Annotated in this window: 14 protein-coding genes; 7 read left to right on the top strand and 7 right to left on the bottom strand. The window is 64.8% G+C overall.

What is annotated here, in order from left to right; all coding sequences use genetic code 11:
* The first annotated feature begins 9 nt into the window (after positions 1–9).
* The 4 genes from FXO23_RS30790 to FXO23_RS30770 all read left to right on the top strand — a co-directional run bounded on the left by FXO23_RS30790 (position 10) and on the right by FXO23_RS30770 (position 4,015).
* Positions 10–759, top strand: a complete 750-nt coding sequence (locus FXO23_RS30790) for a hypothetical protein (protein WP_158889001.1) — start codon at positions 10–12, stop codon at positions 757–759.
* 171 nt (positions 760–930) lie between these two features.
* Positions 931–2,037, top strand: a complete 1,107-nt coding sequence (locus tag FXO23_RS30785) for a hypothetical protein (protein WP_158889000.1) — start codon at positions 931–933, stop codon at positions 2,035–2,037.
* Between the two features lie 20 nt (positions 2,038–2,057).
* Positions 2,058–2,549 (top strand): cupin domain-containing protein, encoded by a 492-nt coding sequence (locus tag FXO23_RS30780; RefSeq protein WP_158888999.1) that lies wholly within the window; start codon positions 2,058–2,060, stop codon positions 2,547–2,549.
* A gap of 344 nt (positions 2,550–2,893) precedes the next feature.
* The gene (locus FXO23_RS30770; RefSeq protein ID WP_158888997.1) at positions 2,894–4,015 is read left to right on the top strand and encodes a 3-oxoacyl-[acyl-carrier-protein] synthase III C-terminal domain-containing protein; all 1,122 of its coding nucleotides are present in this window, start codon (positions 2,894–2,896) and stop codon (positions 4,013–4,015) included.
* 605 nt (positions 4,016–4,620) lie between these two features.
* On the opposite strand, the gene FXO23_RS30765 is transcribed toward FXO23_RS30770, so the two are convergent.
* Together FXO23_RS30765 and FXO23_RS30760 are read right to left on the bottom strand one after the other, a co-directional pair.
* A complete protein-coding gene (locus tag FXO23_RS30765; protein ID WP_158888996.1) occupies positions 4,621–4,938 on the bottom strand; it encodes a hypothetical protein in 318 nt (105 codons plus the stop codon).
* Positions 4,939–5,535: 597 nt separating this feature from the next.
* Entirely contained in the window at positions 5,536–5,916 is a 381-nt protein-coding gene (locus tag FXO23_RS30760) for a hypothetical protein (RefSeq protein WP_158888995.1), read from the bottom strand.
* A 545-nt stretch (positions 5,917–6,461) separates the two neighbouring features.
* Here FXO23_RS30760 and FXO23_RS30755 point away from each other — a divergent pair.
* The 3 genes from FXO23_RS30755 (at position 6,462) to FXO23_RS30745 (ending at position 8,201) form a co-directional block, all read left to right on the top strand.
* Complete coding sequence (locus FXO23_RS30755; RefSeq protein ID WP_158888994.1) at positions 6,462–6,710, top strand: helix-turn-helix domain-containing protein; 249 nt, start codon at positions 6,462–6,464, stop codon at positions 6,708–6,710.
* 70 nt (positions 6,711–6,780) lie between these two features.
* A complete protein-coding gene (locus tag FXO23_RS30750) occupies positions 6,781–7,497 on the top strand; it encodes a hypothetical protein (protein ID WP_158888993.1) in 717 nt (238 codons plus the stop codon).
* 71 nt (positions 7,498–7,568) lie between these two features.
* Positions 7,569–8,201 carry a cation diffusion facilitator family transporter gene (locus tag FXO23_RS30745; RefSeq protein WP_158888992.1) on the top strand — a complete coding sequence of 211 codons (633 nt, stop codon included), beginning with the start codon at positions 7,569–7,571 and terminating at the stop codon, positions 8,199–8,201.
* A 431-nt stretch (positions 8,202–8,632) separates the two neighbouring features.
* On the opposite strand, the gene FXO23_RS30740 is transcribed toward FXO23_RS30745, so the two are convergent.
* From FXO23_RS30740 to FXO23_RS30720, 5 genes are all read right to left on the bottom strand, one after another.
* Positions 8,633–9,079: a hypothetical protein gene (locus FXO23_RS30740; protein ID WP_158888991.1), complete on the bottom strand. Its 447-nt coding sequence runs from the start codon at positions 9,077–9,079 to the stop codon at positions 8,633–8,635.
* Positions 9,080–9,085: 6 nt separating this feature from the next.
* Positions 9,086–10,243, bottom strand: a complete 1,158-nt coding sequence (locus tag FXO23_RS30735; RefSeq protein ID WP_158888990.1) for a putative T7SS-secreted protein — start codon at positions 10,241–10,243, stop codon at positions 9,086–9,088.
* Between the two features lie 13 nt (positions 10,244–10,256).
* A complete protein-coding gene (locus FXO23_RS30730; protein WP_246258073.1) occupies positions 10,257–10,583 on the bottom strand; it encodes a hypothetical protein in 327 nt (108 codons plus the stop codon).
* Between the two features lie 704 nt (positions 10,584–11,287).
* Positions 11,288–11,527 carry an HNH endonuclease gene (locus FXO23_RS52715; protein ID WP_425484925.1) on the bottom strand — a complete coding sequence of 80 codons (240 nt, stop codon included), beginning with the start codon at positions 11,525–11,527 and terminating at the stop codon, positions 11,288–11,290.
* A 136-nt stretch (positions 11,528–11,663) separates the two neighbouring features.
* Positions 11,664–12,440, bottom strand: a complete 777-nt coding sequence (locus tag FXO23_RS30720; RefSeq protein ID WP_158888988.1) for a class I SAM-dependent methyltransferase — start codon at positions 12,438–12,440, stop codon at positions 11,664–11,666.
* Positions 12,441–12,687 lie beyond the last annotated feature (247 nt).

The following is a 12,687-nucleotide window of genomic DNA, read 5'->3' as shown; positions in this document are numbered from 1 at the left end:
GGAGAAACCGTGAACACCAACAAGTACACGTTCAGTCCCCGCGCCGCGCTGGCTGGGCTCGGCGCAGGCGTGCTGATCATTGGTGGTATCAGCGGGGTGGCCGCCATTGACGCGGCGTCCGCTCACGCGGCGTCCGCTCACGCGGAGGCCGCTACCTCCACGGCCAGTGGCATCTCGGTCAGCGGCACCGAAAGTCTCGGTGCGCAGCCGAGCGTGTCGAGCAACGGGGCTATCAAGAATGCCGGAGGATCGGTGTCCACCAAGAGTGGCGCCGTCGTCGCCAGCGGCATCACCGTCCGGGCCGGGGCCGGTATCGCCGAGGCGACGGTGTCCAGCGTCCGGGTCGGCGGAACCACGGTGGGCCCCTTCTCCGCGAAGTGCCGCAACGGAGTCACCACCGTCAGTGCGTCCGGAGGCGGCAGCGGCAACCTCAAGGTCAGCCCTGGTGCCTCCGGTGGCGCGAAAGGCACCGCGGCGACCATCACCGTCAGTGCCGCAGGATCCGGAAAGGACGGGAAGAACTCCGCTATCACGGTGACCGTGGCGTCGGTCTCCTGCGGCACCGGGACCCCGCCGACCGAACCGCCCGCCAACCCGCCGGGTAAGCCCGGAAAGCCCACTGCACCGGGCAAGCCGGGTACTCCTGGGCATCAGCCTGGGCGGCCCACCGACCGCACCCAGCATCACGACGACACGACTCATGACCGGCCCGCGCCGACCCCGGGCCCGAAGCCTGGCCACCTTCCGGTCACCGGCTAGCAGTTCACCTGGTCCCTCGGGCGAGACCGTGGCCCGTCCTCGCCTCCGAGCGAGGGCGGGTCACGAGCACCATCGCCGCAACTCAATATCTAGCGGTGTGGCCGACGTCCCTCCCCTCGTCGGCCACACCGCCCCAACAACACGAATCAGCACGCGACGTTAGGGGAGACGATGTCCGCCACTGTCATTTCTCATCCCACGCTCCACGAAGTCCCGGACCAGTCCGGCGAATCGGGCAGAGCCCTGCACTTCGTTGGTTCCCTCCCACCTGAGCTACTCATCAACGACTCCACCGCAATGCAGTGGTTTGTCGATCAGGCTGGTGACACCGATCTGCTCACCCTCCCGTGCGACCAGGATCCACAGTGGATCGTCAACTGGCTGGTTAGTCTTGCGGACGTTGCCGCACTCCAAACCGTGCATACCGGGGACTCCACCAGCTACGAGGATCTGCCCGCCTACGGACTCGCGCCCGGTCATCGCCTCGCACCCGAAGACATAGCGCTGCGGCGAGCAAGCGACGTCACCGCGGCCATGGCCGCCCGCAACCGCCTGTCCAGCGACCGCGACCTGCCACCGCACCAGGTTTCCGTGCCAAACGCTTTGGACCTGTCGTTCTTCTGCTTCGGCGGCCCGAAAGCCGCCCTCGCACACCTTTCGGTGTTCCGGGAGGCTGTCCTCACTGACATTCGTCACATCCACGACCGGTGGGGCGACGACGTTGTCTTCCAACTGGAAACGCCGGCCGTGCTGGTCATGTTCGACCGGACTCCCCGGCAGCTCTGGCCAGCCCTCTCCTTCGGTCTCGCACATAAAACGGCTCAGCTGATCACGGGCGCACCTCGATCTGCGCGCTGGATCCTGCACTTGTGCCACGGCGACCTCGCCCACGAGCCGCTTGTCGAGCCCCGTGACCTGGTTCCCGCCGTACAGTTCCTCAACGCCCTGCACCGGCGGCTGAACCGCCTCGACTACCCCATGCCGACAGCGCACATCCCGATGTGCACCGGCATCACCGGGCCACCGACTGAGCCCTTGTTCTACCGCGCCCTCCAGCACCTGCGCACCGGAATCGACATCATCGCCGGGCTGGCTGACGAACTCCATCCCGAGGACTCCCGCACCGCGCTGCACCTGGTCGAGTCCGAGCTTGGCCACCGCGCCATCGCAGTCGCGGCAGCGTGCGGCCTCGGCCGCCGAACCACAACCGCGGCAGAGGCCAACGCCGCGCTGGCCCGCGAGCTCTCCCGCATCCACACCGACCAACCCAGCAGCTGACGATGACTGGAGAACATACGATGGAATCCACGCTCACCGCCGCCGTGCACCGTTCCGCCAGCGGCGCCGCCGCGTCCACCACCCGCGAAGGTGACACCGTCACCGCAATCATCCACGCTCCCGCGGTCCCGGTTCGTATGCTCTCGGCCGGGCGCATGCACATCCCAGGTGGCCGGGCGACCGCGCCACAGCGGCACAGCGCCACGGAGTCCGCCTTGGCCGTCCTCAGCGGCTATGCCGCCGTGCTCTCCGGCCACGACATGCGTCCGGACCTTCCCCGTCCCGGCGACATGATCTATATCCCGCCGGAAACCCCATACGCCGTGGTGAATCTCAGCTTGAACGCCTCCGTCCTGCTGATCGTGTTCCGTACGGACCCGAAGTTCATCGCTGACGTTCAGCGAGTGCCCGAACTCAGCGGAGCTGTCAGCTCGCGTGTCGGTCAGCTGCGGGCCGAACACCTCGAGCGGCTCATGTCCCGGCGTTCTGGCCGCGTCCGACGCCCACGGTAGCTCCGACATGTCCCTATGCCAGGCGCGGCAACCGGCCTTCTCGTCGAGAAATCGGCGTGGCCTCGTTCGGGGCCTTGCTCGCCCGCTGCCACCACTGTTGATCTCGCAGGAGTACACCATGCGCACCTGCATACTCGCCGCGGCGCACGACCTGTTGTCTCAGAAGTCGGCCACGAAACCCGAGGACACGCCCAGAAGGCTCGATGAGATCGCGGCGTGCGCCGGAATCACGACCTCACAGCTGCGCGCGTACTACACGTCGGTCTACGCCATCGAGAACGACCTGCGCCACAGCCATGCACGAGGGCACCGAGCCTCACACCTCTCGGCAGGCGGGTGCTGACATGCGCTGGACTGACTTCCACATCCGCGGCATCGGCGCCGCCCTCGGCACGCTCGTGCCGGTCGACCAGTTTCCCTCCGCGGACCACCACCATCTCAGTGGCACGGGACAGCGCGCCGTGTCCGTCGCGCGCGGCATCACCGGCATGGACCTCGCCGTGCACGCAGGTCGAGGCGCGCTCGCCAGCCTCGCCATGACCTCCACCGGACCGCTTCCTGTGCCAGACCTGCATTTCCACGCGGCCATTTGGCGAGGTAGCCGCGGGATCGATTTCTGGTCCCGTGCCGCCTACGTGCGTTCTCGCTTAGGGCTTCCCGCCGGGCCCGGCATCGCCACCGAGATCAACGCCATGAGCAACTCACTCGTCGGCAGCGTCGATCTCTCCGCCCGCGTCCTCGCGGGCAGTCCCGATACCAACACAGTCATGCTCACCGGCGGTGAGATCTTCGGCGCCCCTGCCTTTGACCACCTCACCGCCGACCACGGAATCGCTTATGGCGACGGCGGTTCCGCCCTCATCCTCGGCCGCGAACCCGGCCTCGCACGCGTACTCGCGACCAGTTCGTGGACCGACCCGACCCTCGAAGAACTCCATCGCAGCGGAGCCCGTTTCCTCCCACCGGGCACCACCGAAGTCGGCATCGAGCGCGTGCACCAACGCAAGGCGCATTACCTCGCCGCGGTCGGCGCGTCATCAGTGACCCGGCGCAGCACGACGGGGATAGCCCACGTGATGCAGCATGCCCTGGCCGACGCCGACCTCGAACTCAACGACCTCCGGTGGGTCCTCCTGCCTCACTACGGACATCGCCTTCTGGTCAACCAATGCCTGCGCCCCTTACACCTCGCCGAAGAGAAGACACTCAAACACGCCGGCGACCAATGGGGGCACGTAGGTCCCAACGATCAGATCATCGGACTCACGCATCTCTTTGCCCAGCAAGCAGTTTCCCCCGGCGACCATCTCGCACTTGTCGGGGTGGGCATCGGGATGACGTGGACAGCGATCGTTCTTCGTATCAATCGCGTTCCTGCCGCCATGCGCACCCACACGCTTCCACTGCGCTGGCCATGGCGCCAGGGCCGACCTACTTCCGTGCCACAGAAGGAGAAACATGCCTAAGATTCGTCACCTACTCCTGATTTGCGCCGCAGTACTCGGAGGCGTATTCGCCATTTCCGCACTACGACGGTCTCGCCTCCGCCCTGCGGCCTCGCCTGCAACGCGGCAGAACCGCCGTGCGACACCTCGCCGCCGCGGTGGACGACACCGGAAGCAATCGAGGCGCGCGGTCGACCGGTTCACTGACCTTGTCGCAGATCTCGCACGCTCGACTCGCCCCGTTCGCTGACAGCGGGCCAGCCTGACCAACCCGGCCACTGCGCGCACCGAGGATCACGGCCCTCGATACGCGCCCAGGCCACAGATCGACTATCGGGAGGTGGTCACCGACTCGCCAACACTGCGAACTGAACAACACGGCGACACCGTCCACTAGCAACAAAACCCGCGCGACAAGTCGCGCGGGCTCGGTACCACCGAGACCGAGTATCCCCGCCAGGATCCCGGTCTTTGTCACTGCTACGGCCGAATACCACTCCGGCTACCCCGGTGTCGCTCACAGCAGCGGACACGAGGGAAACGCTATGCACAGCTGTTCCCAGGGTAGCGCACGCTCTGATGACATTCCACAAGCACCATCGACACCGCCCAACGTTCAAGCCCAGTCAGGAAAAGGTGCGCTCACGGCTGAGCTGGACGCCGAACTCTTCGGCCCACCGTTCATCCTCATCGACACCGACAACCAAGCGGTGTCCACAACAACAACTCTCGCCACTGCGAGGCAGCGCATCGATGAGATGGCGGACGCGGTGGCGATCGTCGGGACCCTCCGGCCGGGCGTAGTTGGAGTCGACATTGACCCCGATGACACCGGCGCCGAACCACAAGCGGGCCAAGCCGTCAGTGACGATCTGGTTTCCTGGTGCGACCGACACGGACTGCCCTGGTATCGACGCGCCTCCGGCCGGCCTGGACACATCCATCTGATCACCGTCGTACCATCACCGCTTCGGGGCGAGTTCCTCAATCTCTCCCGCTTCATCGGCACACACCACGCCGTGTCGGTCACTGCGCGCTCGACGCTGAGGCTGCTCACCGCTGCACATCGTCATCGGCTCCCCGCGCCGACGCTCGGCGGCACCCTCACTACAGCTGACCTCGTCAGCCTGCCGCACGCTCGAACTGCGCAACCTAGCTCCGCTGCCCCCCGGCCGCGACGACCGCGCTGCACACGTCGGGCTCCGCCTCGGCACAGTCGCTCGGAGCGAGAGTTCGGTGATGCCCTCGCCCGCGCTCGCGCACAGTGGTCCACCATCGATGCCTGGAACGCCGCGAATACCGCTGGAAGCAAAGCCAACGAGTTGGGCCAGCACGCGTGGCGCCGGTGGTTCTGGGCGCCGGCCACCACCATCGTCGCGGCCGAACGCGGCCTCACCGAAGACCAAGCGTGGAAGCACTTCCGCGAGGCGTCGCCCATGCAAGCCGACCGGGTCGGCCGACAGCGGTGGCGAGCCGAACGCTGGCTTCCCGCACTCGAGGAGGCTCGCCGCGAACGCCCACGGCGCCGCCGCGTCCACCGTTCAAGCAGGCCGCCCGACCTCATCGGTCGCCCGGCTCGGGCTTCGGACCTGCAGTACTGCATCGAAGCTGTCCGGGTCACGCTCCTTGATGCCGCGTCCGAGTCCGCCGACGCCCGCGGCCGCCTGCCAGGAGGGGTCCAGTTCACGACTCTTCTCGCAGCCCTCCACGCTCTCGTCGAGCCGATCGCCCTCGACCACGGGTCGATCGCGGTCCGTGCCTGGGCGGAACGAGCACGCCTTGATCCGAAGACGATCCGCCGAGCACGAGACGCCGCCGAGAAGCTCGGCCTCATTCGCCGGAGCCACAGCTACCGGGGAGGCCCCCATGACTCCGATGCCTGGACACTCACAGAGGAGCTGCAAGCCATCGCTGACCGTCACCTGCGAGAACGTTCCCCCACTCCGTACACCCCCGTCCATGGCTCTGCTGATCCAGAACGGCTGCTCCGCCAACATCGTGACGAACGTCGCCGCTGGCGCCGTCAACACCGAACCAGGTCATCAGCTTCCCAGTCCCGAGTAGGTCCGGCAGGCGCACAACCGCCCGCCGACCAGGCCGCAGTCGAAGCCCGCCGGAACACGCGATGGCCAGGTCCGGTCGACCCACCACGCTCGGCAAACGATCTTCTCGCCGCACCGCTACCCAGCACCATCACCGCGCACTCTGATCACCCACCGGCGCCGCGCCAGCACGCGCCCCGGAGCACTCACACACCCCTTCGCCTGCAATCGACTACATCTGTTGACTTTTCTAACCATTCACGGCACTCTTGGCATATAAAGTCAACACTTGACTCCACCTCAAGGCGGGATGTCAGGGACGCGGCCAGCGGTTGCAGGGGAGGGCGCCGCTGTCCGCCCCGACCAGCACGCCCACCAGACAACGCAACGGCCGGAGCCTCCTCCATCCACAGAGGACAAAGCCCATGAAGCACGCGAAGAAGGACTCACCCACACCCCCGAAGTTTTACGGGGTCAGCCAGGTAGCCGACATCCTTGGTATTTCGGACATGACGATCTACCGGGCGATCGGCGACGACGAGTTTCCCGCCGTCAAGATCCGCGGCAGGTTCGTGATTCCAGCACGCGCCATTGACGACATAGAGGAGGCAGCGGTCGACGGGCAACGTGTCGTGGACGCTGCCGATTTCACTCCGGGAACGCCCGAGAACTAGACGACGGCACCGCTCGACGCACCGCCGGACATGTCGCTGTCCCCGCCCGTACCGCACCCGAGGCAGACCAATGATCAGCAATATCACCAATCCGGTGCGAATCCTCATTCCGGACCACCCAGAACTAACCCGCGCCGCTTGCGGTGCGGAGGAGTTCCTTCACGTCCTACGATCCACCGCCGACCCGGCTACCTACGATCCGGGCGTCGAGATGTGGCAACTGCCCGCCGAGATGACGACCACCGAGCCAGTCAACGCCTGGACCACGATCTTCGGCAACTGGGCCCGCCACCTCGGCGACGAGCAGCGCAGCACCGCGCTTGACGTGCGCTACGGCAATTACCAGCACATGGGCCTCTATGTCTCAACTGCCACCCGCGCGCAGATCGACACGCTCGTGGCGGCCCGAGCCCTGCTGATCCGCGCGGCCGAGCCAGATCGTCCCGCCGTACTCGCTGACCTGGCTGACTACCTGGCCACCGTCGAGGAGTACGAGGGGTTGGTCGACGCCAGTTACCGCACGTTCCGGAAACTGCTCGCCGTGGTCGAAGTCGCCATCGCCACCACCCCGATCCACGCCGACCACCGGCCCGCGGCCGAGGGCGTTCCGGTCGCCGATACAGCGCGATTACTCGCTCGGATCGACACCACTCCTGCCGGCGAGCCAGTGCAGCTGACCGACGAAGACGAAAGCGCGTTCCGACGTCTAGCTCTGGACTGGCACTACGCGATCTACGGCGACCAGGCCACTACCTCACACGCCCTGCTCGCCACCTACGTGTATTGACCGCAGGAACCGGAGGTTCCGACTCCTGTCGCATTCGGAATCCACATTAGAACCACGAGGACGAACCAGCGATGATCGAAGGCAGCGCGGGTAAGCGTGTTGGTCCGATGCCGCCGTGGGAGCAGGCACGTCCGGTGTTTAGCTGGTGGGGCGTAATACTCGACGAACCGTGGCGGCTGGCGGTCGTCGACCCGCGTCTGGACCAGGCTGCTGCCAACCAGCGGTCCGACGCTGTGGAGGAGTGGCATTTTCGGCCTGCACTGCAGCGCGCCTACATCACAGGTGCGGTCGTCGTCCTGCTGATCATTGGTGCGCTCGTGGCGGTGGCCTTTTGGCTGCGGTCCATCGGAGCGATCGGTATCGCTGCGTTGATCTGTTTCGTCGCGGCGTTCCTCGTCCCGGCTCTGCGCGGGCTGTTGCGTTGGATTCCGCCTGAGCTACCGGCGGATGTGCGGCTCCGTCCTGGTGTCGGGGGGATGTTCTGGGGCTTGGTTCGGCATTTGAATTCGTACCGGTCGGTTGATGCTGACACGACCGCTGCGGTTCGGGGGCTGCTATGGGCGCTGGCCCACACCGACGAGCGACCAGAACACCGCGCTCTGATCGCCGAGCTAGCAGGGAAATTCCAGGGGTGGAGCGAACACGGTCCAGCGGAGCTACGCGAAGCTGCTGCCCGCGTGTGGGCCCAGATCCCAGAGGGCTAAACGTTGGTGGTCGTCATACTCCCGCTCGGGCAAACACAGGCGGGCGCACGCACCGATAGAACGCGAGGTCTACTTGTGCGCCTCGGGGTTGTATTCCTCAAGATCGGCGTGGTAGATCCGGCCCTGGCGCAAGCCCCCTAGCACTCGGCAAGCGACGTCGGTAAGGGCGGTGATGCGGCCGTGCTCGCTGGGATGGTGAGGGTTCAACTCGTGCGCGCCGACGAGCCTCGCGGTCGTTGTGGCGCGTAGCCACGCCCTGGAACGGTTTCCTCATGTTCACTTACCCTGGGCCACCCACGCCGACTGTAGGTTTCAACTGATCATCAACAATCGTGCGCCCGTGAGACCGGACGACTACCCGGTAACTGGATCGGGGTTCGGTTGTTCCGAACACCCGACAGTCTCTGGCCGTCGCGGACATGGCAGCAATTCTATGTATGTATTTCAGGATTATACTCTTCGATTGCGACATATTCTATCCGACCTTGACGCACGACCTCCAGGCCGCGATCGGAAACAATCAACCTCGCTTTCTGTGTGACACCGAAGTCGTCATGCCCGGCCGTCCCCGTCACATAGAACCACTTGCACTTGGGAAACTCACTGAATCCCATGACCTGCAGTGCTGTCTCACCTTCTGGCGAGATGGTGATCTCAACATCTCGCAACTCAAAGCTACCAAGCCCGGAAGCTGTCAGCTTTTCAGCGAGTGTTTCAGTCACGATAAAGCAGGGGAAAGTGGTCATGAGATCACTGCCGAGCCATCCCCCGATTTCGTATTCGAGCCTGTCAACCCTCGGAGGGTGCGTGCTGTGATCCAGCACTGTCCCTTCTCCCATTTCGCCAGCAACCTCTGGCTTAACCAGGTAATACATCATAACCTCTCAACGCACAGGCGGCCGGAACAGATGGCCGAACTTTTCGTCAACCTTGGTCGCAAAGTCTAGCAGGTCTTGCTTCGTGGCCCCGGGATTCTCGCGGTAGAATTCGTCCCATTCTCCACGTATCTGACCTCGATGCAGCACTCCCTTCACGTCATTCGGAATCCCTCGCAAATTGTCGAGGGAATGCATCTCATGCAAGCTGATATCCAAGTGTGGATACTTTTTCGTGATTACTTGCTGCTCAACGGCATGATGAACCTCAACCTGCCCCCTAAGCTCAGGGTACTGATCGAAAAAATTATCCCTGTATGCCCCCTTGCCGATGCGCGACGACCAGCCGAACCGGGCCTTCTCACCTTTCTCAAGCGCCTTGCCGATAGCCTTGCCTATCTTGCCCGCTCCAGCAGCCCAGCCGGCGATGGGGATTGCCGCCGCCCCCGACAGGGCTGCTTCGCCAGCGTGGCCCTGCAGCGCATGCCACGCGGCGTTCGCGCCGTCGGCCAGCTCGCCGACGACCGGGATCATCCCGAGGCCGTCCAGGATCGTATGGCCCACCTTCGAGGCGGTGGTTTCCTCGTCGTCTTCGGAGGGCGCGGCCGCGGCCAGCTCGTTGAGCGCGTTGGCGGACTCGTCAGCGACTTGATCTAGCTGGTGGCGGGCGCGGTCAAGGATCTCGCGAGCGGCCTGTCGGTATTCCTCACCGGTATCGTTGAATGGCGGTGGCTGTACCACGGTGGGGTCACCGCGGCCCGCGTTGGCCTGGGTCTGTGCGCTGGCCTCCGCCACGGCGTGGTTATGCGCGGCGTTCGCCTGCTGTGTGAGGGTCTGGCCGCGGTTGTACAGCTCAAGGGCCTGCTCCGCCTGCATCTGCGCCCAGCCCAGGCAGTTGGCGTAGTTCTCCACCGCCTGCGCTCCGTAGGCCAGCGCATCGCCGGTCTTGAGCCACTTGGGAACCTCGAGTTCGTTCTCCTCGGCGTACGCGTCGTAGGCCGGGCCCCGCCAGGCCCCGACATCGATGCGCTTGAGCGCCTCGCCATCGGCGGTAACATCGATCGCCCGGTCCCGCAGCACTTCAGCGTTCTTGTACAGCGCCTCCGGGCTCCCAGGTATCAGCTCTTCCCGGGTCGTAGCCTCGCCCAATTCCTTCCGATCGACCATGAAGCCCGGCCCCCTACAGGTCTTCCATGGCCTCGACGGCCGGGTCGGCGGTCAGGCTCTGTTTGGTGTCGTGTTCGTGCTCGCGGTAGATCCTCGCGGCGGTCTCCAGACCTCCGCGCATGTCCTCCGCCTTGTCGGAGAGAATGCCCATACTCTCGCTCAGCTTCCCGCAGAAGTTTCCCAGCGCAGCGTGCATGGTCGCGTGGCCAACCTCGGACTCCTCGCCGCACAGCCCGCGCAGATCGAAGTTGTCCTGCTTGGCGGTGATCTCCCCCATCGCCTTCGCAGCGCCCTCCAGCACCTCGATCTCGACATGGAACCCGGATCCGTCCAGCGCCACGCAATCTCCCTCTTTCTGTCTGCCACCGCCGCACCCGCCGCTGACCAAGATAGAGGCTTCCGTGGTCGCGTGGTCGCTGACCGTGAAAGTCGTTCAGGAGCCGCAGGGCAGCAGCTATACCGAGAGCAGATCTCGCTCAGTTGGACTAGTGAGCGAGCAGATGTATCGGCTGTCCATGCCGTCGCACTTGACCCGACTTCCATGTGTCCGGCTCCACCACGTCGCAGCCCACCAACATGGTGATCCGACAAACACTCCGATCGACCAGACGTAACACCCCATTGCGGCGGCTCGACTAGTCCGGAAAGACCTGCATGATCTCCAAGAAAGACCAGGTGAGCCCTAATGTTCGACGGGCTCCGCTCTCGACCAGCCGCTCGGCCGCGCCGCGGCCGAGGTATGGATCTCGCATCGAGCACTCGAGGAGTGCCCCTCGGCGGGGAATGTCTCGACTACTCCGGGCTGCTCATCACCCGCACACTCCACGGCCGCGCGGTCGCCGAGGAGTGGATTCCCCTGGGGGATGATCCCGGCGAGACGGATGATGAACAGGTGCTCCGCAGCCTACGCGCAGCTCTGCTGTGGACGTACGACTCTGTTGCCGGATAGTCCGTGGCCGCGAACGTCGACATCTTGAGGTAAAGCGCCGAGGCGAGCGGCCATCCCTCCAGCGTCCGCATTTGCCGGCTCGCCAAGTAGGCATGCTAACAGCTACTCGGAGTAACTGACGCCACCGAGCCCCCTAGGCGTCGGGTTGGGTGGTGCCGAGCGCATAGCCCAGTGGCGAGCCCTACGATGGACCTCGGGCATAGGGCGATCAGGTTGTCGAACTCGTGCCGCCGTACTTTCACCCAGTCGACGATGTGATCAACGTCAACGGGGTACTGCCGACAGGTGGGAATGGCGCACCAGTGACCTGCCTCGACCAAGATCGCGCGGCGCATTTCGGCGGGGATCGGCGGACGGTCCTGTGGCACGTCGTAATGGTAGACCTCGGTGCCGACAACAGAGAGTTTCTTCCCACGCCGACCACCGCAGCATTGGCCAACGTCCATGCCTATGTGCGCGTACCCGCTTCGGTCACCGATTCCCGACGGCGGAGGTGGGATCCCTTCGTCGGGCGACGAGCGCGAACGAATTCGGCAGCTGCCCTCGCCACGCTGCCGCTGCGACTTTGCCCGGTCGCCAGAAGGGCTCGGCGTATTCCGCGACGTACTGCAGCTCTAAACCAGTCGAGATCACCGCGTTGATGATCTCTCCCAGGGTCGCCTGCCACTCCACCGCACCGTGGGCGGGGAACGTGTCGTTGATGTGGGAGCGTTCGAAGTAACTGCGGTCAGGGCGAATCCGGGGCTCGTCCTCGTCCCAGGTCCACAGCGGCACTGCGGGATGAGCCTCGTAGATGAATAGATGCCCCGCTGGTCGCAACAGGCGAGCCGCGTCTTTGGCCCACACCCGCAGATCCGGCATCCAGATCAACGCTCCCTTGCCGGTGTAGACCAGGTCAGCACACTCGTCACGCAATGGAGCACCTGGCAACTCGGCGACCACATAGCGGCAGGCCACCCCCAACTCGTCCGCTCGACGTTGCGCCGCGATCGATGCGACCTCGCTGAAATCGACACCAACCACAGATCGGGCACCCGCAGCGACCAGGGCGACGTCGTCCAAGCCATGCCCGCTTTGCAGGTGTACTACCGTGGGCGACGACACGAGTATTGGCCGTAGGAGGTCGAGTTCACGTTCGAAGAGCGAAGACTGTTTCTTGGCTTGACCCAACAGTTCCTGGTACTCGCGGACGTGCTTCTCCGACGCAGCATCCCACGCGATCCGATTCCGCCTGGTGTGGTGTTCCATGCTCCCACTGTGGACACCATACTGGGACCACGTCCACACAAATACTGCCACGTGACTGTGGAGGTTGGCTCGATGTCCGCATGCCGCGAAGCGGAGATTCAAGCCCCCTCCAGTGAAAAACCCTGCTGGCCAGCCTTTAAGCCCAACCGTGCGTGACGAGGATTTCGCCTTTGTTGATCAGGCGGAGTGCTTCCGCCGGATATGGGACGACGTCGTCACGCAAAGGATCGACCGGATACCAGCAACT

Source organism: Amycolatopsis anabasis, assembly GCF_009765355.1.
Classification (GTDB): Bacteria; Actinomycetota; Actinomycetes; order Mycobacteriales; family Pseudonocardiaceae; genus Amycolatopsis; species Amycolatopsis anabasis.
The sequence above is the reverse complement of the archived record's forward strand: the minus strand, read 5'-3'. Positions and strand labels throughout refer to the sequence as shown.

Bases quoted from the DNA above. Each gene is read 5' to 3' on its own strand.
- FXO23_RS30785 (WP_158889000.1), top strand. From the start codon at position 931: ATGTCCGCCACTGTCATTTCTCATCCCACGCTCCACGAAGTCCCGGAC.
- FXO23_RS30780 (WP_158888999.1), top strand. From the start codon at position 2,058: ATGGAATCCACGCTCACCGCCGCCGTGCACCGTTCCGCCAGCGGCGCC.
- FXO23_RS30770 (WP_158888997.1), top strand. From the start codon at position 2,894: ATGCGCTGGACTGACTTCCACATCCGCGGCATCGGCGCCGCCCTCGGC.
- FXO23_RS30765 (WP_158888996.1), bottom strand. From the start codon at position 4,938: ATGGATGTGTCCAGGCCGGCCGGAGGCGCGTCGATACCAGGGCAGTCC.
- FXO23_RS30755 (WP_158888994.1), top strand. From the start codon at position 6,462: ATGAAGCACGCGAAGAAGGACTCACCCACACCCCCGAAGTTTTACGGG.
- FXO23_RS30750 (WP_158888993.1), top strand. From the start codon at position 6,781: ATGATCAGCAATATCACCAATCCGGTGCGAATCCTCATTCCGGACCAC.
- FXO23_RS30745 (WP_158888992.1), top strand. From the start codon at position 7,569: ATGATCGAAGGCAGCGCGGGTAAGCGTGTTGGTCCGATGCCGCCGTGG.
- FXO23_RS30740 (WP_158888991.1), bottom strand. From the start codon at position 9,079: ATGATGTATTACCTGGTTAAGCCAGAGGTTGCTGGCGAAATGGGAGAA.
- FXO23_RS30735 (WP_158888990.1), bottom strand. From the start codon at position 10,243: ATGGTCGATCGGAAGGAATTGGGCGAGGCTACGACCCGGGAAGAGCTG.
- FXO23_RS52715 (WP_425484925.1), bottom strand. From the start codon at position 11,527: ATGCGCCGCGCGATCTTGGTCGAGGCAGGTCACTGGTGCGCCATTCCC.
- FXO23_RS30720 (WP_158888988.1), bottom strand. From the start codon at position 12,440: ATGGAACACCACACCAGGCGGAATCGGATCGCGTGGGATGCTGCGTCG.